Annotated in this window: 17 protein-coding genes; 6 read left to right on the top strand and 11 right to left on the bottom strand. The window is 68.6% G+C overall.

Annotated elements, in window-relative coordinates:
- Positions 1-44: 44 nt before the first annotated feature.
- On the top strand, positions 45-1,466 hold the full coding sequence (locus E0W80_RS14720; RefSeq protein ID WP_205802369.1) for an MFS transporter: 1,422 nt from the start codon (positions 45-47) through the stop codon (positions 1,464-1,466).
- Here the strand turns inward: E0W80_RS14720 and E0W80_RS14715 are convergent.
- From E0W80_RS14715 to E0W80_RS14695, 5 genes are read right to left on the bottom strand one after another with little or no spacing between them, the layout of a single operon-like run.
- Positions 1,463-3,625 (bottom strand): alpha-N-acetylglucosaminidase, encoded by a 2,163-nt coding sequence (locus tag E0W80_RS14715; RefSeq protein WP_131493561.1) that lies wholly within the window; start codon positions 3,623-3,625, stop codon positions 1,463-1,465. The two genes, E0W80_RS14720 and E0W80_RS14715, sit on opposite strands and share 4 nt — an antisense overlap.
- Positions 3,622-5,010 carry a Gfo/Idh/MocA family oxidoreductase gene (locus tag E0W80_RS14710; RefSeq protein ID WP_131493560.1) on the bottom strand — a complete coding sequence of 463 codons (1,389 nt, stop codon included), beginning with the start codon at positions 5,008-5,010 and terminating at the stop codon, positions 3,622-3,624. Before E0W80_RS14710 ends, E0W80_RS14715 begins: the two co-directional genes overlap by 4 nt.
- Positions 5,007-5,879: a carbohydrate ABC transporter permease gene (locus E0W80_RS14705; protein WP_131493558.1), complete on the bottom strand. Its 873-nt coding sequence runs from the start codon at positions 5,877-5,879 to the stop codon at positions 5,007-5,009. Before E0W80_RS14705 ends, E0W80_RS14710 begins: the two co-directional genes overlap by 4 nt.
- Positions 5,876-6,832 carry a sugar ABC transporter permease gene (locus E0W80_RS14700; RefSeq protein WP_131493556.1) on the bottom strand — a complete coding sequence of 319 codons (957 nt, stop codon included), beginning with the start codon at positions 6,830-6,832 and terminating at the stop codon, positions 5,876-5,878. The genes E0W80_RS14705 and E0W80_RS14700 overlap by 4 nt, the downstream gene beginning before the upstream one ends.
- Complete coding sequence (locus tag E0W80_RS14695; RefSeq protein WP_165875480.1) at positions 6,829-8,205, bottom strand: extracellular solute-binding protein; 1,377 nt, start codon at positions 8,203-8,205, stop codon at positions 6,829-6,831. Before E0W80_RS14695 ends, E0W80_RS14700 begins: the two co-directional genes overlap by 4 nt.
- A 168-nt stretch (positions 8,206-8,373) precedes the next feature.
- Here E0W80_RS14695 and E0W80_RS14690 point away from each other — a divergent pair, with 168 nt between their 5' ends.
- Positions 8,374-9,381 carry an Lrp/AsnC family transcriptional regulator gene (locus E0W80_RS14690; protein WP_165875479.1) on the top strand — a complete coding sequence of 336 codons (1,008 nt, stop codon included), beginning with the start codon at positions 8,374-8,376 and terminating at the stop codon, positions 9,379-9,381.
- On the opposite strand, the gene E0W80_RS14685 is transcribed toward E0W80_RS14690, so the two are convergent.
- On the bottom strand, positions 9,371-11,590 hold the full coding sequence (locus tag E0W80_RS14685; protein ID WP_131493551.1) for a PQQ-binding-like beta-propeller repeat protein: 2,220 nt from the start codon (positions 11,588-11,590) through the stop codon (positions 9,371-9,373). The genes E0W80_RS14690 and E0W80_RS14685 overlap by 11 nt on opposite strands.
- A 294-nt stretch (positions 11,591-11,884) precedes the next feature.
- Here E0W80_RS14685 and E0W80_RS14680 point away from each other — a divergent pair, with 294 nt between their 5' ends.
- Positions 11,885-13,213, top strand: a complete 1,329-nt coding sequence (locus E0W80_RS14680) for an alkaline phosphatase family protein (RefSeq protein WP_165875478.1) — start codon at positions 11,885-11,887, stop codon at positions 13,211-13,213.
- Positions 13,214-13,233: 20 nt separating this feature from the next.
- On the opposite strand, the gene purB is transcribed toward E0W80_RS14680, so the two are convergent.
- Both purB and E0W80_RS14670 read right to left on the bottom strand, forming a co-directional pair.
- Positions 13,234-14,616, bottom strand: a complete 1,383-nt coding sequence (gene purB, locus E0W80_RS14675; protein WP_052193805.1) for an adenylosuccinate lyase — start codon at positions 14,614-14,616, stop codon at positions 13,234-13,236.
- A gap of 23 nt (positions 14,617-14,639) precedes the next feature.
- Positions 14,640-15,152 carry a low molecular weight protein-tyrosine-phosphatase gene (locus E0W80_RS14670; protein WP_227991855.1) on the bottom strand — a complete coding sequence of 171 codons (513 nt, stop codon included), beginning with the start codon at positions 15,150-15,152 and terminating at the stop codon, positions 14,640-14,642.
- 113 nt (positions 15,153-15,265) lie between these two features.
- Here E0W80_RS14670 and E0W80_RS14665 point away from each other — a divergent pair, with 113 nt between their 5' ends.
- Together E0W80_RS14665 and E0W80_RS14660 are read left to right on the top strand one after the other, a co-directional pair.
- A complete protein-coding gene (locus E0W80_RS14665; RefSeq protein WP_047524195.1) occupies positions 15,266-15,523 on the top strand; it encodes a hypothetical protein in 258 nt (85 codons plus the stop codon).
- Positions 15,520-16,803 (top strand): hypothetical protein, encoded by a 1,284-nt coding sequence (locus E0W80_RS14660; protein ID WP_131493547.1) that lies wholly within the window; start codon positions 15,520-15,522, stop codon positions 16,801-16,803. Before E0W80_RS14665 ends, E0W80_RS14660 begins: the two co-directional genes overlap by 4 nt.
- Positions 16,804-16,835: 32 nt before the next feature.
- Here the strand turns inward: E0W80_RS14660 and E0W80_RS14655 are convergent, their stop codons facing one another.
- The 3 genes from E0W80_RS14655 to E0W80_RS14645 form a co-directional block, all read right to left on the bottom strand.
- Positions 16,836-17,240, bottom strand: a complete 405-nt coding sequence (locus E0W80_RS14655) for a phage holin family protein (RefSeq protein ID WP_047524196.1) — start codon at positions 17,238-17,240, stop codon at positions 16,836-16,838.
- 66 nt (positions 17,241-17,306) lie between these two features.
- Entirely contained in the window at positions 17,307-17,669 is a 363-nt protein-coding gene (locus E0W80_RS14650) for a Fic family protein (RefSeq protein ID WP_131493545.1), read from the bottom strand.
- Positions 17,666-17,872, bottom strand: a complete 207-nt coding sequence (locus E0W80_RS14645; RefSeq protein WP_047524198.1) for a ribbon-helix-helix protein, CopG family — start codon at positions 17,870-17,872, stop codon at positions 17,666-17,668. Before E0W80_RS14645 ends, E0W80_RS14650 begins: the two co-directional genes overlap by 4 nt.
- Before the next feature lie 85 nt (positions 17,873-17,957).
- Between E0W80_RS14645 and E0W80_RS14640 the strand changes: the two genes are divergently transcribed.
- The gene (locus tag E0W80_RS14640) at positions 17,958-19,025 is read left to right on the top strand and encodes a histidinol-phosphate transaminase (RefSeq protein ID WP_131493543.1); all 1,068 of its coding nucleotides are present in this window, start codon (positions 17,958-17,960) and stop codon (positions 19,023-19,025) included.
- Positions 19,026-19,104: the final 79 nt, after the last annotated feature.

Here is a 19,104-nt window from a genome sequence, read left to right as displayed (position 1 = left end):
CCCTCGTCCGGAATAGTCGCGCCGTCCGACCGCTTGTTCCTGAAGTGACCGCCCCCGTCGACCGCGCCTCCATCGGACTCCGCTCGGCGCGAGGCCCCATCCTCGGCGCGCTGATGCTCGCCACCGGCCTCATCGCGATCGACGCCACGATCCTCGCGACCGCGGTCCCGAGCATCGTCCGCGATCTCGGCAGCTACCAGCAGTTCCCCTGGCTGTTCTCGGTATATCTGCTGGCGCAGGCGGTGAGCGTCCCCATCTACTCCCGGTTCGCCGACACGGTGGGCCGCAAGCCGATCATCCTCCTCGGGATCGCCCTGTTCCTGCTCGGCTCCGTGCTCTGCGGGTTCGCGTGGAGCATGCCCGCGCTCATCCTGTTCCGCCTCATCCAGGGCTTGGGGGCGGGCGCGGTCGCGCCGATGGCGATGACGATCGTGGGAGACATCTACACGGTCGCCGAGCGCGCGAAGGTGCAGGGGTACATCGCGAGCGTGTGGGCGATCTCTTCCGTGGTCGGACCTGCGCTCGGAGGCATCTTCGCGCAGCTCGATGCGTGGCGATGGATCTTCTGGGTGAACATCCCCCTGTGTCTGATCGCCGCGTGGATGCTGCAGCTCAAGTACAAGGAGGAGAAGCAGACCCGTCGGCACCGGATCGACTACGCCGGGGCCGTCCTGCTCACGATCGGGCTCACCGGACTCATCCTGGGGATGCTCGAGGGTGGGAACGCCTGGGACTGGATCTCCGTGCCGAGTGCGCTCTGCTTCGGGGTGGGCGTCGTGGCCCTCGCGTTCTTCGCGATGGTCGAGCGGCGGGCGGCGGAGCCGATCGTCGATCTCCGGCTCGCGGCGCGGCCGTTGATCCTGACGACCACGCTCGTGTCACTCGGGGTGGGGGCGCTCATGATCGGCGTGACCAGCTTCGCCCCCGCGTACCTGGAAGGGTCACTGGGCATCGCGCCCCTCCTGTCCGGCCTGGCGGTCGCCGCCTTGACTCTCGGCTGGCCCATCGCGGCCGCGAACGTCGGACGACTGTACCTGCGCATCGGCTTCCGCCGGACCACCCTGATCGGCATGAGCATCGCCACGTTCGCGGCGACCGTGCTCGCCGCGGTCTCCTCGTGGCCGAACCCGTTCGTGATGTCGGTGATCGCGTTCGTGCTCGGCTTCGGCCTCGGCTGGTCGGCCGCCCCGACCCTGATCGCCGCACAGTCCTCGGTGGGCTGGGGGGAACGCGGTGCCGTGACGGGCATGAACGCCTTTGCACGTTCCGCCGGTAGTGCGGTGGGCGTGGCGGTGTTCGGCGCGATCTCCAACGCGGTCATCGCGCAGGGTGCGGGCGCCGACGACCCGGAGACGATCGTCCACGCCTCGGTGTGGGTGTTCGTCGCCGTCGCCGCGACGGCCATGCTCACGCTGCTCGCCGCCGCATTCATGCCGCGCGATCACGTCGAGGAGCATTCGGGTTAGGCGTATCCCGCGCGGGTGAGCAGTTGGGCTGCGAGCGCGAGAGGATCTTCGTCGGATCCGTCGTCGGAGCCGTGGGCCTCCCGCCACTGCTCCTCGATCTCCACGATGACGCGGCGCAGATCGTCCTCGCTCGGCCGCGTCCCGTGTTCCACCGCGTCGGCCAACCATGACACCCAGGCGGCCCACCGCCGCGCATAGAGGTCGCGGATCAGACCCGACCAATGCCGCCCGGAGTAGTCGTGCAATCCGCTCGACTGGTGGCCCCACACCGACACCAGGCTGCGTGCATCTCGCTCCATCACCTCTCGCTCGGCATGCGTGTCTCCCCAGGAGCGCGCCTGTGCGATCCACGTCGACACCCGGGATTCCCGCCTGGTGGCTGCCAGCCGGTCCAGGGCGAGCAGGTCGTCGTGCAGCCGGGCGCCCTCTCGGCGCAGCGTGCTCACGTCACGGTCGGTGAAAGCCCGAAGGATCCCCCGGATGCGAAGCCGCGTCTGCTGCGCAAGCACGTGCGAGGTGAGCTCGACCACGTCTCGTTCCTGAGCGTCTCGTGAGTCCGTCTTCGTTCCGAGGGAGATCAGGAGGCTGGCTGCGCGCGCGATCGACGGCAGGTCTCCCAACACCGCAGGGTCGTTCTCCGCGTCGATGTTCGCCGACATTCGTGCAGGCTCCGCGACGAGCGCTTCCCCAGCCAGCCGCTGCGAGGCGAAGGGCGCAGCGGCGCTCCATGGCCGTGCGATCACAGGTGACGGGATCGATCGGGTTCGCCCGCGACCGTACAGCGTGGATCCGAGCAGACGCCAGGCCTCGCGTGCCGCGTCGTCGTCCACACCATACCGCTGCATCGCGAAGTCGTCGAGCCACGCGTCGACGTCCACGTCGTCCCAGACGAGGTCGGCGGCGAGCTCGTAGAACACGGTATTGTTCTCGATCGCCTCCGGCGCAACGCCGATGCCCTCCAAGCGCTCCGGGTGCCGCGCGCGCAGTTCGGCGACGTCGCGGGCAAGCCCGCACAAGTCGCCGAAGAGCGCGAAGCGTCCGCCGAAGTTGTGCACGGCGGTCCACAGCCAACGACGCCCGTGCATCCCCTCTCGCCACATCGGTGCGTGCTCGCCCCAGAGGTCGATCAGCAAAAGTCGCTCGTGCGGAATGCGCGACAGGTAGGCGCCGACGCGATCTGACGTCCAGAAGGCGCGGTGGTAGTGGAACGGCCAGCCCTGCAGCAGCCACGTCGCCGCGGGGTAAATAGCCGTGATCGCCGTGTGCACCCCCGCGCCCGCGGCTGCGAGCTGCGCCGAGTCCGTGGACGGCGGGAGGGATTCGATGTAGGGATCCACGGCGAACACGGGCTCGGGCCCGGGGTCACCGAGCAACCTGCGCTGGGTCTCGAGGAACAGCCTTAGCATGTGCGCGAACGCGGGCGAGGCGGGGTCGAGCATCGGTGTTCGCCAGCCCTGCCACTCGATCTCGGCGGCCTCGTCGCCCGTCACTGCGGCGGGCAGATGCCCACCGGGCAACGGCAGCACGGGTGTCATGCCGAGCTCGCGTGCACGCGCGATGATCCGACGAGCGAGCGCGAGTCGGCGCTCATCCCACCGTGACGGGAGCGGTCCGCCGAAGTCGTGAACCCCTCCCATAGACATCCAGGGAAGGTGCGCAGCGCTGCCTATCCAGGTTCGAGCGATGGCCTCGTCGATGCCGAGGAGCCCCAGAGTCTCAGCGAGAACCGCTTCGTAGCCTGTGAGGACGAGCGGGTGAGTCACGCCATGCAACGCCATCCAATCGAGCTCCTGCTCCCACCGAGCCCAATCCCAGTACGGCGTCGAGTACCCGTGCGTGACGACGTTCAGGTGGTATCGGATCGCGAACGGCGTACGCACGTCGGTTCTGTCCGCGTCGGGCCAGGGCGTGAGAGGTCGGATCGGCCGCGGGGACTCCCAGGTGATGCGGTGACCCTGTGAATGCAGATAGCGGGCGAAGGCGCTCGCTGCCGCTGAGGCATCGGATCCACGTAGGGTGAGCACGCCCTCGCTCGCCTCGAATCCCGCGATGCGTGAGCCGGAGGAGGCCTCCTGCAGGATTTCGATCCTCACCGTCGCCGCATCGCCGCCGACCCTGTCGATCAGCGCACGCACAGCGGACTCGACATGACCGCTCATGCGCGCAGCCTGTCGTCCAGGTGCAGATCGATCTCAGCCGTCCACGCTGCGAAGTCGAGGGGCTCGCCGGATCGGCGCGATGCCTCGGCGCCGAACGCCATCAGGTGGCTGTCGAGAGCCGTCTGGAACGACAATTCTCCCCTACCTACTGATCCCTGGCGCACCGCCTCGATGAATTCCGCCATCAGCCCGGCGTCGCCACCACCGTGGCCGGCGTGATCGCCAAGGTCGGGGTTTGGCAGCGTCACCCGCAAGATGTGGCGTTCGTGAGCCATAGGCGACTTGGTGTGCACCTCATGCGCGTCCAGTGGCAACCCTTCCGGGATCCGCGCCGTCGGAGAGAACAGGTCCACCACGATCTCGCCGTTCTCCATGTGGCCGGAGATCTGGCCGGCGGACCCGGTGATCGTGACGTGTCGAGTGTTCTCGGCGGTGAATGCCGAGGCAGTGAGCGTGGCCGTCACGCCCATCGGGAATCGCATGGTCGTCTGCTGGTGGTCTGCCACGTCGTTGTCGCCGCGGTACACGCATCGGCCGTAGTCGCCGTCGCGCAGAGCGCGCATGCGGCCAGCGGGAGAAGTGTCGGCACCCAGGAGGTGCACCGGGTGTCCAGTTACGCCGGCGAGCGCATCGACGTAGTATCGCGGAGCGAAGAAGGGGCAGCTTTGTGAGACCGGGCAGCCCTGGACGCAGAACTCCGGCGCCCCCTCGGGGGCGTTCTCCCGCCGGAACCAGCTCAGCTCGCCGATGCTGTACATGCTCTCCGGAGCCGTGCCGACCAGCCAGCGGATCAGGTCGAGGTCGTGCGAGGTCTTCGTCAACGCCATAGGTCCCGAGGTGGCGCTGTTGCGCCAGTTGCCGCGCACGTAGGAGTGCGCGAAGTGCCAGTAACCGACGTTCTCTCTGAGCTCGAGGGTGAGCATCCGCCCGATCGTCCCCGCGTCGAGGATGGCCTTCACCGACCGCCAGAACGGCGTGAACCGCAGGACATGGCCGATCGCGAGTGCTGACGACGTGCGGCGCGCATGCTGCACGAGCCGCCGCAGCTCACCGAGGTTCGGCGCCGCGGGCTTCTCTAGGAGGAACGGCAGGCCGGCGTCGGCGACCGCGATCGCGACGTCCACGTGCAGTGCGTCGGGAACGGCGATGACCACCGCGTCGGCCTTGAGCGCGGCGAGATCGGCTACCGCGCCTTGCCAGTCCTCATAGGTGCGGGCGCCGCCGGCATCCGCGGCCAGTGCGTGCCTTCGCTCGGGCGACGGATCGGCGACCGCCACGACCCTGGCTCGATCCGGGTGCTCTACGGCCCACCGCCCGTACGCATCGCGGCCACGTCCGCCCGCGCCGATGATGACGATCCGCTGGGGTCCGTCGGGTGTGCTCATTTCTCGGCTCCTGCCGTCAGTCCCTCGACGAGGTAGCGCTGCGCGAGGAAGAAGAGGATGACAATGGGGATGGTGACGGCGATGGAACCCGACAGCAGCACGGTGACCGGCACGTTGAAGTCCGCCAGCTGTGAGATTCCGAGCGGCGCCGTCCATTGTGAGCGGTCGCGAACGAGGAAGAGCAGCGCGTAGAAGTACTCGTTCCAGGCGATCATGAAGACGTAGATCGAGGTTGCGACCACTCCGGGCAGGGCGATCGGCAGCACGACGCTCCGCAACATCTGCGGAAGCGAGGCGCCGTCGACGATCGCGGCCTCCTCCACGCTTTCGGGGAGCGCCTGGAAATAGTTGCGCAACATGTAGATCGATACCGGGACGGTGGTGGCAACGTAGACGAGGAATAGGCCCACCAGCGAGCCGGTCAGCCCGGCTCTGGCGAGCAGCACGAAGAGCGGTACGGACAACACGATGCCGGGGAACAGGTACACCGCGAGGATGATCGCGTTCATCCCGCGTCGTCCCCGGTACCGCAAGCGGGCTGCTGCGTAGGCGCCGAGGATTGACACGAGCACGGAGAGCACCACCGTCCCAAGCCCGACGAGCAAGGAGTTGATCACGAATCGCCCCAGGCCGAATCCGCCCTGATCCGGATCGAGCATCGCGGTGGTGTAGCCGGAGAAGTCGAGCTCGTCGAAGGAAGGGATCAGGTTGAGCGGCTCCTGCACGATCGACGAGTATGGCCGGACCGACAGGATGAAACCGTAGAGAACCGGGCCGATCGCGACGAGGAGCGCGACGGCGATGAGGAGTACACGACCGACGGTTGCGGCGGGCCGCGGACGCGACGGCGAGCGACGGCGGGTGGTCATTCGGTATCGACCTTTCTGCGCGTGGCGATGACGTACACGGTGAGGAGCGCGATGAGCACGACGGACATCAGCAGTCCGTATGCGGAGGCGCTGCCGATGTCGGCGCGCGTGACGAGCTCCGTATAGACCTTGAGGGCCATCAGCTGAGTGCCGCCGGCGCCTTCAGTCAGCAGGTACACCTCGCTGAAGCTCTGGAAGGTCCAGATGAAGCGCAGCAGACACAGCAGTAGGATGACGCCCTTGAGTTGCGGCATCACGATGCTCCACAGAATCTGCCGCGGCTTCGCGCCGTCGAGCGCGGCCGCCTCTTCGATGCTGGGCGAGACCCCTTGCAACCGCGCCGTGAGGAAGAGGAATGCGAGCGGCGCGGAGGTCCAGATCTCGAAGGCCACGACGACCAGAAGTGACACCGGCACCGAGACGCCGAAGACCTGTGCGGTCGAGGTGTTGAGGAAACCTACGGCCTGCTCCCAGCCGAGCACCTCCCGGCCGAAGGCGTTCACGAGCCCGTACTGCGGGTTCAGCATCGTCTGCCAGATGGTGACGGCGGCGATGAGGGGGAGGACGTACGGAACCAGCAGCAGTGCCCGGACGATGCCGCGGCCGCGGAAAGGCCGACGGAGGGCGAGGGCGAGCGCCAGGCCGACCCCGACCGAGCCCACCATGGTGAGGGTCGAGTAGAGCAGAGTGGTGCCCAACGCTTGCCAGAATGAGGGGTTGGCGAGCGCGCGACGGAAGTTGTCGAGAGTCCACTCGATCGGTTCCGTACCCAGGCGCGGGATGTCGACGAGTCGGATCTCGCTGAAGGCGAAGACGATCACCAGCAGCAGCGGGATGATCGACGCGAGCAGGATGACGAGGAAGGTCGGGGTCGTGAGCAGGAGTCCATTGCGGTCGTCCCGTCGGGAGCGGCGGGGCCGCTCCCGACGGTGACGGAGAGGTGCCGTGCTCACAGGCCCGCCTTGACCTCCTCGACAGCCGCCTTCATCGCGGCTGTGACGTCGGCGGCCGGAGCGCCGTTGTAGAGTGCCTCGATCTGGTTCGCAAGCACGCCCTGGCTGAACACGAGACCGGCGAGCGTGGCATCGTCGGTGCCCATCCCCCACAGGTAGACGGAGTTGATGCCCTCGCTCATGCCGTCGACGAACTCGTCGCCGTAGATCTCAGCCGAGGTGCGATCGTGCGCGGGTCCGATGCCGAGCCCACCCCACGCGGCGGCGAACGCCTCGGGGTCGTCGCCTGTGCCATTGCGCAACGGGATGCGGCCCTCGGTTGCGACGCCGAGGGTGTCGGCGTAGCCCTCGTCGAGCACGAACTCGATGTACTCCTGCGCGGCCTCGACGTTCGCTCCGGTCGGGATGCCGTAGCCCAGAATCGCTCCGTACTGTCGCGGCTCGTCGCCGAGAACGGTCAGGAACTCGGTGTTCTGCGCGAGGAAGTCCGGGGTGCCGGTGCACTCCGGGCAGGTCGCCGGGGTGGCCGGGTCGAGCCCCGCCAGCTCGTCGAGGATGTGCGTGGAGAAGAGGAGCATGGCAGCGTCGCCGTTGAGGTAGGCCGCGCGGGCGCTGATGACGTCGAAGTCGCCCGCGGTGGACGAGTCGCGCAGTGCGAGGAACTGTTCCGCGGCCACTGTGCACGCGTCGGAGTCGATGGTGACCTCTCCGTCCTTCACCAGCTCACAACCGGCGCTCTGGAACAGCGACTGGATGCCCTCGGTCGCCGACGCCGTGCCGGCCTGCGTGCCGAATGCCAGGCCCGTGATGCCGAGCTCGTCCTTGACGGTCGCCGCCGCCTCGGCGAGTTCTTCGACGGACGCGGGGACGTCCACTCCGGCCTCCTTGAGCAGGTCGGCGCGGTAGGCGATCACGTGCGACCAGCCGTCGCTGGGCACCGCCGAGATCTCGCCGTCGATGGTGACGGCCGTGAGGGCATTCTCATTGAACGTCGTGGCGTCCAGTGTGTCGACGAGGGTGCTCGCGGCCGCGGTGTCGAGCAGACCCTGCGAGGTCCACGCGCCGGTCTGGGTGGAGGCGTGCAGGATGACGTCCGGTACGTCGCCGCTCGCGGCGCCGGTGACGAGGGCCTGATCCTGGTCGGCACCCGCCATGGGTACTACCTCGACCTCAATGCCGGTCTTTTCTGTGAAGGCCGCGGCGACTTCCTCCTGAGCCGCGAGCCGCTCGGGAGTGGTCTGCGGAGTCCAGAACACGATGCTCTGCGCCTCAGCGGCGGAGTCGTCGGCAGGTGCGGAACATCCGGCGATCAGTACTAGCGCGGCGAGAGCCGCGAGGGGAGCCGCGATGCGCGGCGCTGACGAACGGGTCAAGTCAACACTCCTCGGGTTGTGGCGCCATGCGCCGGGGAGAACCACCGGGCGGCAGTGCCGCGGCAGTCCTGTGATCTTCCCGCGGCGCGAGCGATTATGGTGAGATTCCTTGCGTTGATGCAAAGAATCATCTTCTGGAACGCTCATAGTGAAGGTATTGTACGATCCGTGGATGATCTCGACCGACGCATCGTCGGTGCGCTGCTGGCCAACCCGCGTGCCACGAATGCCCAGATCAGCGATGCCGTGTTCACCTCCGAGGCAACGGCATCGCGCCGGGTGTCGCGGCTGATCGCTGAAGGGGCCGTGCGCGTGATCGGCGTGCTCGATGGCGAGGCGACCGCACGCTCCCGATCCTTGTTCGTGCGGCTGCGATGCCGGCCGGGCGACGGCAACCGGTCGGCGCAGAGGCTCGCAGCTTGGCCTGAATGCGGCTCGGTCAAGCTCGTCACGGGAAGCGTCGACTGCGTCGCCGAGATCAACTACACCTCGAACGACCACCTGCTCGCCATCACCCTCGAGCAGCTCCCCTCGCTCGACGGCGTCCTGGCTGTCTGGAGCAACCAAGTCGTTCGCCGCTTCGCCACCCCGCACAGCTGGCTGCCGGAGCTGCTGTCCGAGGAGATCGCGGCGCAGTTGCGCTCGCAGCGGTTCGACCCCTGGCGGGATCCGCTCCCAGGAGACCTCGTGCGGTTGGACGCGTTGGACGAGCGGATCGCCGACGCGCTCGCAGGCGATGGGCGCCTCGGGTGGCAGCAGTTGGCCGACCGCTGCGACGCGAGTCCGGTCACCGTGCGCCGCCGCGCGGAGGCGATGTTCGGATCCGGTGCGCTCCGCATGCGCGCGGTGGTCGACCCGGAATCGGTCGGCCTTCCCGTGAACGCTTTCATCTCGTTGAGCGTGAATCCCACACAGTTGGGACGTGCAGGCGAGATGCTGGCGGAGCATCCGTCTACGCTGATGATCTCGGCGACCACGGGCGACCGAAACCTGTGCGGCGAGGTCGCCCTCTCGTCGGACGCCGCCCTGTACGAGTTCATCTCTTCGGCGATCGGCGGCCTTCCCGGGCTTCAGCACGCCGACGTCGCGGTGGCGCTGCGCTCCGTCAAGCGCGCCGGGCTCCTCCGCGACCTCGCGGTGAAGAAGCCCGGCGCCGCCGTCCGGCTCAGAGGGTGAAGGCGCGCAGCACACCGTCCTGAGCCGCGACGACGAGGCGATCCGCCGCCAGGACAGGCGTCGAGAAAGTGTTCGCCGTGAACAGCTGCCGATCTACCGACGCGGCTCCGTCGGCGGTGCGCACCTCAGCGAGCAGGCCGCCGACCGAGACGAGCCACGCTGACCCGGTGCGAGGGTCGATGACCGGCCCGGCGTTGACGACGCGCGGGACCGCCTGCGTGCTCCACCGCGTCGCACCGGTCGCCTGGTCTACAGCAGTGACCACCCCCCACTCCGAGGTCAGCAGCAACCCGCCGTCCGGAAGAGGCAGGCTCGGCGCGAAGATGTAGCTCCCCGGTGTGCGCCAGATCTCCCTGCCATCACGCGGATCGACGGCGATGGCATCGGCGACTGTGCTGAAGACCACCGCGCCCGTCGGAAGCACCTCGACCCAGTCGTCCCAAGGCCCGTAGATGAGCTGTCGGTACCGGTCAGGACGGTCGGTTGTCAGAACCGACCAGAGCACAGTGCCGGTGTGCAGGTCATAGGCGTATCCCCGCCCATCACCGGCGCCGACGTAGACGCGCTCGCCGTCGCACGCGGCGCGCCCCGCAGTACGCACCGGCACCGGGGCCTCCCAGAGAGTCGCGCCGTCCACGGTGAGGCACCGTAGCGTGTCCTCCGCAGACACGAGGATGCGACCGCCGTGCTCCGCGGTGGTGGCCACGAGAGGCGTGGTGAGTACGGGCTTCTCGAAGTGACTGGTCCAGACGGTGCGTCCCGTGCCTGTGTCGAGCGCGAGCAGGCGCCCGTCCGTGCTGGGCACGATGACCGCCCCGCCGTCGGGGGTGAAGGCGGCGCCTCGATGCACAGGACCAGCCTCCGCGGTCCAGATGCGACGAGGCTTGCCCCGCCCGGCTGCGTCCACCGCGGTGACGTGGCCCGACGTGGAGCACGCGACTACCGTCGAATCGCGCGCGATCAGGGCTCCCTGGAGCTGGCCGCCGATGTCAAGCTCCCAGGCGAGGCGGGCGCGTGTGGAACCAGGCAGTTCGACCTCCGTCCATTCCTCGCGGCGCCCACCGGTCTCGTCGACCGCGCGTACCTGCACGCGATGGATGCCGGGGGCGACTCCGACGCGGTCGACCGCACCGTGCCAGGAGCGTCCCCGGGCGGCGAGGGGCATCCACGCGCGCTCGTCCCTCGCGCCGAACACGGACTGCGGGTGCAGCCGGGCGTCGACGGCGACCGCGGACCGGCCCGCGACTGCGGTGAGGGCGACCTCGTCCGGGCCCGGGCGCGCGGCGATGCGAATCGTCTCAGCAGACGCCGAGGGCTTCTCAAGCGGGATCTCGGCAAGCGCTTCCACCGTCGGCACCTCGGCGTCGGTCGCGCCCAGGGCCACGTGCTCAACGACGAGCATCCGCCCCTGCCGACCGTGGCGCTCGGTGACCCGCAGGTAGAACGGCCCCGGGCGCGCGGCGTTGGTGGTCACCTGGGTCAGGCCGTTGAAGCGGTCCACTTCGTTGAGGTGGCGATGTCCTGCGAAGATGCCCCGCACAGGGAAGGGGGCAATGGTGCGCAGCAGCGCATCCGTGTCGTTGACGTAGTAGTTGGCTCCGCCGACCGGATAGTGCAGGAAGAGGAGCGACGGTCGGTCGCCCACCCCGCGAAGTTCCTCCTCCAGGGCCGCGAGGTCGTCGGCGAAGAGGCCGGGCTCCTGCAGCAACTGTGTAGGGTCGAGCGCCATGAAGTGCACGCCTCCGGCGTCGAAGCCGTAGCTCGTCGGCCCGAACCAGTGCTGGAATCGTCGGCGGGCGCTGGTGTCCCACCGGATCTCGTGGTTTCCCGGTACGTGCCGTACGCGCTCCCAGAGCGCGGACGGGATCAGGTCGCGATAGGCGCTGAACGATTCGTCGCTGCCGTAGTCGGTGATGTCGCCACAGTGCAGGACGAACTGGGGATCCTCCGCCTCGACAGCCGCGAAGATCCGGCGGAGGTTGGCCATCCGGGTGGCCTCGTCCTCGTTGGCGTGAGTGTCGGTCAGGACGGCGAACCGCAGCGTGCGCCCTCCGTGATCGTCCGTCGCCGCGGCGGCCACCCCGGCGCCGGGCCATGGCCCCCATGCCGCCGTCGCTCCGATGGCGATCCCCGCCGCTGACAGGCCGAGGAATCCTCGCCGGGTCAGCGGGGTCTCCGCCGGGGGTCTGTTCGATGGTGTGTGCTCCACTGTCCGCTCCTCCTCGTCGTGGGCGTCCCTGCAGCACCCAATCGAGACCCCGCCACGGGTGCCGTGCACGCGCGGAGGAATGCGAGGGATCGACAGCAGGGGGCTTCGGTGCGCAAGAAACCGTTCATCCCCGGAGGTGGCCGTGCGTGCCGGAATCGCTCAAGCGGCGCGACCGGATGGGTGATCCCTTGCACTGGATGCCTCGCACCTTGAATCCCCGCGTGGGCTGCCGACACCGTCGATTGCAAAGGCTCGACGATGGGCTCGAGCCGGAATGACGTGAGGAGAGGCAGAATGAGCGGATCCACGACGAGGAGAACGACGAAGGCGACAGGGGTGCTGAGCCTGGTCGCCGCCGTGGCGATGGCCACGAGTGCCGTGGCGGCTCCCGCGGCCGCAACGCCGGGAGGGTCAGGCGGCGGTTCGGGGAGTCCGTCCGTGTTGGCCGATCACGTGGTGCTTATCGCGTTGGACGGTTTTGACCCCCACTACCTCGCCGGCAACGCGATGCCGAACCTGCGCGCGCTGGCGAAACGCGGCGCCATCAGCGAGTCGACCGGTGTGATGACCTCGATCACGAATCCATCCTGGTCGTCGATCGCCACGGGAGCGTGGCCGGAGACGCACGACAACGCTGCCTACTTCTTCGACCCCGCTACGGGCAAGGCTGTGGGGCAGCAGCGTGACCTCGCGGTGCCGACGATTGCGGAATCGATCAGGGATCAGGGCGGTGCGGTGCTGTCGTCGCAGTGGTTCATCGTTCAGAATCACGGTACTGCGTTCGGTGATCCCCAAGGCCTGTACACACAGCCTGGCGGTGACTGTGCGCGCCGCACAGACGACGCTGTCGCCGTGTTGGAAGGGCGGCCCGTGATGAGCGCGGGGACGTCGGTGCAGATGGCGGGCATCCCAGAGCTGCTCGCGGTGTACTGCGACCGTCTCGACGCCCTCGGTCACGCCGACGGGAAGGATGCCTCCGACATGCCTGCCGCGATCGCCGAGGTCGACGAGCAGATCGGTCGCCTCGTGCAGGCGACCAAGGATGCCGGGATCTTCGGACGCACGGCATTCGTGGTGACCGGGGACCACGGCATGGAGACCTTCACGCAGGGTATGCGCGACGAGCTGCTCTCGACGATCACCGGCGCCGGCTACCAGGCGGAACTGCTGACCGCCGGCCAGTCTCCTCGGCCCGACACCGACGCGGTGATCGTCGTGGGCGGCGTCGGATCATTGCACCTCGTGGGCGAGGCGGCAGGAGACCCGGTCGCTGCGGCCGCCATCGAGACCGCCGTCGCCGCGATGCCGCACGTCGCTGCCGTCTACGACGAGGCTGATCAGCAAGCGATGCGCATGTCGGCCAAGTACGGAGAGCTGGTGATCGAGCCCGAGGAGGGATGGAGTCTCGGGGGGACTCCGTCGGACGGTGTGTCCGGTGTGCATGGGGTGTCGCGTACCATGCAGACGGTGCTCGTGCTCGCCGGATCCGGTGTGCGGCCGCATCACGTCGCGCAGGCTCCGCGGCACGTCGACATCGCGCCCACCGTCTCCGCCCTTCTGGGCATGGACCCCCCGGCTGCTGCAGAGGGACGAGTGCTCAACGAGGCGATCCGGAGGCGCTGACGGCGCGGCGGAGCGTCTAGCTAGCGGGCCAGGCGCTCCGCGATGCCGGTGTAGGTCGCGGGGGTCAGCGCGAGGAGTCGCTGCTTGGCGGCATCCCCGATCTCGAGGCCCTCGACGAACGTCGCGAGCTCGGCCGCGCCCACCCGGTGACCCCGCGTGAGCTCCTTGAGGAGCGCGTAAGGATCCGTGATCGTGGACCGACCGGCCACCACCTCGGCGCGGATGACGGTCTGGATGGCTTCGGCGAGCACCTCCCAGTTCACGTCGAGGTCGGCGAGCAGCACGTCGCGCGAGAGCGAGATCGCGTTGAGGCCGCGACGCAGGTTGTCGAGCGCGAGCAGCGAGTGTCCGAAGGCCACACCGATGTTGCGCTGCGTGGTCGAGTCGGTCAGGTCGCGCTGCAGGCGGCTGGTGACGAGCGTCTGGCCGAGCGAGGCGAGCAGGGCGCCCGAGATCTCGAGGTTCGCTTCGGCATTCTCGAAGCGGATCGGGTTGATCTTGTGTGGCATCGTCGACGAGCCGGTGGCCCCGGCGACCGGGATCTGCGCGAAGTACCCGAGCGAGATGTAGGTCCAGATGTCGGTGGCGAGGTTGTGCAGGATGCCGCCCGCGTGCCGCACACGGTCGTAGAGCTCGACCTGCCAGTCGTGCGACTCGATCTGGGTCGTCAGGAGGTTGAAGCCCAGCCCCATGCCCTCGATGTACTCACGGGCGATGGTCGGCCAGTCGGCATCCGGGTCGGCCGCGAGATGCGCCGACCAGGTCCCGGTCGCGCCCGAGAACTTGGCGAGGTACTCGGATGCCGCGATCTGACCGCGCACGCGCTCCAGACGCCATGCGAACACTGCGAGCTCCTTGCCCATGGTCGACGGGGTCGCGGGCTGGCCGTGCGTGCGGGAGAGCATGGCCGCATCGGCGTGCTCGACGGCGAGTTCGCGGAGCTTCGCGATGACGGTGTCGAGGGCGGGGAGCCAGACCTGCTCGACCGCCCGCTTCACGGTGAGCGCGTACGAGGCGGAGTTGATGTCCTCGCTCGTGGCGGCGAAGTGCGTGAGTTCGGCGATGGCGTCGAGGCCGAGCGTCGAGAGACGGTCGCGCACGAGGTACTCGATCGCCTTCACGTCGTGCTGCGTGACGGCTTCCTTCTCGGCGAGCCAGTCGATCTCGGCCTGGCCGAAGTCGCGATACAGCGCGCGCAGGCGATCCTTGTCGGCGTCCGAGAGCGGCGTCGTCTCGAACAGCGAGCGGTCGGTCAGGGCGATCAGCCACTCGACCTCGACCTCGACCCGCGCGCGGTTGAGTCCGGCTTCGGAGAGGAAGTCGGCGAGACCGGTGACGGCGCCGCGGTAGCGACCGTCGAGCGGGCTCAGGGGCTGCGGCGGGAGCGAAGGCTGGAAAGTCAGGGGAATCCTCCTGATCGGGCCCCTCAGAGGCGGGGCGTGCGGGGCTGGCGCAGCGCGGGCTCCAGTTGGCGGAACAGACCCCGGGTCGCCGTCTCAATCATACCGAGCACCGAATCGAACATCTCCGCCCCGGCGTAGTAGGGATCGGGGACATCGTGGGTCGAGGCGTTCGGGTCGAAGGCCATCAGCAGGGTGACCTTGCCCTCCTCATCTTCGTCGCGCGCCCACTCCCGCAGGATGCGTTCGTGCGTGCGGTCGAGTGCGACGACGAGGTCGTTCTCGGCGAACGAGGCGAACGTGAACTGCCGTGCGCGGTGGAGCGAGCCGTCGTACCCGCGGCGGGAGAGCGACTCGATCGTGCGTTCGTCGGCGCGCTCGCCGAGGTGCCAGTCTCCGGTTCCGGCGCTGCGAGAGACGATGCGCGACCCGAGTCCCTGCTTCTCGGCGAGGTCGCGGAACACGACTTCGGCCATGGGGGAGCGGCAGATGTTCCCTGTGCACACGAAGATCACGCGGAAGGGAACGGGGGACGTCACAGGTACATTCTGCCCGCCTCGGGCCATCCTGCACAGCCTGGAGGAGTCCCCACCTCTCCACCGGCCGTGGGTATGGCGCTCAGAGACGTCGGTCGATCCCGCAGGCTGAAGCCATGTACTCGCTCTCCCCTGGACGTGTGTTCACCTCCGCCGAGGTCTGGGCTCGGCTCGTCGCCCACCGAGAGATCGGGGCGGCCGTGTCGATGCTGGAGGATGCGGGTGCGGCGCTGGTGGGACTCGTCGACGACGCGGACTGGCAGTCCGAAGGATTCCGTGCGCTGCACGACCTGCTGGGACGGCTCCGAGAGGAGACGGGCGTCGAACTCGGACACCTGACCGTGCGCGAGTGGGAGCTCGGAGCGCAGGGGTGAGCGGGCTCGAGATCGGGCACGGCGGGGCGATCGCCGTCGACACCGGACAGCTGCGCGACGTCGGATCCCGGATGCGCGGCGTGGCCGAGCGCTACGAAGACGCCCGTTCCGCGGTCGTGCGAGCGCAGGAGGTGATCCTCTCGGCACCGGCCGCCTGTCCGCAGGTCGATGTGAACGCCTTGGCAGCGAGTGCGGAGCGACTCGGCGCCCTGGGGGCCGAACTCCTCGACGCGTGCATAGGCACGGAGCTGATGGCCGATGCCTTCGAGGTCGTCGAGCTGCGGGCCGAGATCGAGGCGCTGGCCCTCACCGACGCGGCGGCAGCGGCAGCGGCAGAGGCGCGTCTGGAGCAGTTGGTGAGCGGCGATGAGCGGGTCGGGGTGATGGCCGATTGGCTGGTGGCGGGCTGGGAGGATCGGCGGTTCCAGGGGACGGGACGCCAGTTCGACGCGGGCGGCCTGCTCTCTCCTCTGTTCCTGGCCGGGGCGTTCATCGGCGTCGCCACGGGGCTCGGCGCGGTGGTCGCAGAGGCGCCGCTGAAGGGGCGGCCGGATCCGATCCGGGTGACTCCGGTCAAGGCCTCGACCCCTGCCGCGCCGCAGAACCTCACCGGCGCGCTCCGGCGGATGCCGTCCTCGACCGCACAGGTCGCGGTGGAGAAGTACACGATGGCCGACGGCGGGACCCGCTTCGTGACGTACATCGCGGGAACGAGGAACGGTGCGCCGTGGGAGGGCGGGAAGGAGGAGCCGTGGGACATGAAGTCGAACGTCGAGCTGTATCAGGGACACACATCGGCGTCGTACCAGGCGACCCTCGATGCGCTGACCGAGGCGGGGGCGGAGCCCGGCGACCGGGTCGACGTGGTCGCCTACTCGCAAGGGGGCATGATCGCGGCGCACCTGGCGACGGAGAGCCCCTACGACGTCGGCATGCAGGTGACTGCGGGGAGTCCGCAGCAGCCTTCGCTGGGTCACGATCAGACGCTCATCCAGCTTCGGCACTCCGATGACCTGGTCTCGAACCTCGCCGCGGGTGGGTCGGCGGCGGGCACCGGGTCGGCGGACAGCTTCACGGCGACGCGTGTCGGTGATCCTCGGGCCGGGCTCCAGGATGTCGCGCTGCGGGCGCACGCGCTCGAGACCTACATCGAGACGGCCGAGATGGTCGATGCGTCGGATGACCCGCGGGCCGAGGCCCTCGACGCCTACTGGGCCGAGCTCGCCACCGCGGTGGAGATCGAACGCACCGAGTACCGCGCCGAGAGGACACCCCGCTGAGCGGGACGACGCTCCGGCTCGAGGCCGGGGCCTCAGTCGCGGCGGGAGTTCTTGTTCTGCGGGCGCAGGATGAAGCCGAAGATGCCGTTGATCACCGAGATGATGAGCGCGGCGAGCACGCCCCACCAGAAGTCGCCGACCGCGAGGCCCCATCCGAAGCCGCTCGTGATCCATGCCGTCAGCCACAGTAGGAAGCCGTTGATGACGAAGCCGATCAGGCCGAGCGTGAGGATGTAGAGGGGGAACGCGACGATCTTCACGACGGTGCCGATGATCGTGTTCACGAGCGCGAAGATCGCGGCCACCGCGAGCAGGGTGAGCACCAGCTGCAGGGTCTCACCGGGCGGGAAGGGTGTGATCACGACCTGCAGAGCCGGGATCAGGGTGACGACCCAGATGGCGAAGGCGTTGACGACGACGCGGATGAGGAAGCGCATAGTCCGACCAGTGTCCCACGGACGTCCGCGGCTGTCAGCCTGCTGCCGGGCTGATCGCGCGGACGCTCAGCGTCGGTTCGAGCGGAGCAGTGCGGCGATCTCGTCGAGATCGGCCAGGCTCTGGGCTGCACGGAGGATGAGGTCGAAGGCTACGTCCGTGTTCATGTCGATGACGATGCTGTTCATTTCGAGGAACGTGAGAGTGATGATCCAGGAGAAGCGCTTGTTCCCATCGAACAGAGGGGGGTTCTGGCTCAACGAGGACAGGAGGGCGGCAGCCTTGACTTCGAGGTCCGGGTACGCCTCGACACCGAACATCGAACTGGAGGGACGGGCCAGGGCAGAGGAGAGGAGCCCGATGTCTCGGATGTGGAGGCCCAGTTCCTCGGCGACCGCGACGGCGTGTGGAAGCTCGAGGTACCGGGTCACGCGTCTTCGAGCTTCTTGAGAAGGTCCGCGTACCGGTCGGAGATGCCGCGGGCGATGCCCACCGCTTGCTCGGTGGTCACCTCCTCGCGGAGGAAGCGATCCGCCGCCTCGATCAGGAGGGCGTGCTTCGACGTGTGTCGTCGTGATGCCAGCTCGCCGAGCTGCGCATCGAGTTCTTCCGGAAGTCGCACCGTCATCGCCATACCAAAATGGTACCACCGTGCATCGGGCGGGAACAGGGCGTATCGACACTGCTGCCACAGCCGCGGTCCTCGTAGACTCGACCTCGTGACCGAGCCGATCCTGCCCCGCATCCGTCCTGCCATCGCCGCACTCGCGCCGTACCGCCAGGGCAAGCAAGCGGGGCCAGACGCGTTCAAGCTGTCCAGCAACGAGAACCCCTTCGATCCGCTGCCCTCCGTGCTCGAGGCACTGGAGCGGACGACGCCCGTCAACCGCTACCCGGATGCCACCGCGACTCGTCTGCGCGAACGACTCGGTGCGCGCTACGGGGTCGAGCCCGACCAGGTGCACGTCGCGTCCGGCAGCGTGTCGATCCTGCATCAGCTGATCCTCGCGACCGCGTCGGAGGGCGACGAGGTCATCTACGCCTGGCGCTCCTTCGAGGCGTACCCGAGCCTGCCGCTCGTGGCCGGCGCGACCGGGGTGCAGGTGGCGCTCACCGCGGACTCCCGCCACGACCTCGGCGCCATGGCGGATGCAGTGACCGAACGCACCCGCGCGATCATCGTGTGCACGCCCAACAATCCGACCGGGCCCATCGTCACCTCGGCCGAGTTCGCCGCCTTCGTCGAGCGCGTCCCGAACGACGTCCTGATCATCCTCGACGAGGCGTACGCCGAATTCGTCACGGCCCCGGACGCGGTCGACGGTCTCGCCGAGCGGGTGTTCGACGCGCACCCGAACGTCGTGGTGCTGCGGACCTTCTCGAAGGCGTACGGCCTCGCCGGTCTCCGCGTCGGCTACGCGATCGGGCACGAGAAGGTGCTCGACGCCGCACGCACCACGGGCATCCCGCTCTCGGTCACCTCCGCCGCGGAGAACGCCGCGATCGCGAGCCTCGACGCCGAGGCGGAGCTCCTCGAGCGCGTCGCCGCGATCGTCGAACGCCGTGACCGCCTGGCCGAGGGGCTCCGCGCGCAGGGCTGGGACGTCCCCGACTCGCAGTCGAACTTCGTGTGGCTGCCCACGGGAGAGCGCACCGACGACGTGGCCGCGGCGTTCGTCGCCAACGACCTCATCGTCCGTCCGTTCTCCGGAGACGGCATTCGCATCTCCGTCGGCGAGGAAGCCTCCATCGCCCGCGTGCTCGAGGTCGCGTCTTCGGTCCGCTGAGCGTGGCGCCCGGGCGTCTTCGCCCGTGTTTCTCCGGTTTCCGGGCAGTTGCAAGGGCGTCCTAGGTATGCGTGACCGG

Origin of the sequence: Microbacterium sp. PI-1, assembly GCF_004337555.1 — a bacterium.
Lineage (GTDB): Bacteria > Actinomycetota > Actinomycetes > Actinomycetales > Microbacteriaceae > Microbacterium > Microbacterium aurugineum.
The sequence above is the reverse complement of the archived record's forward strand: the minus strand, read 5'-3'. Positions and strand labels throughout refer to the sequence as shown.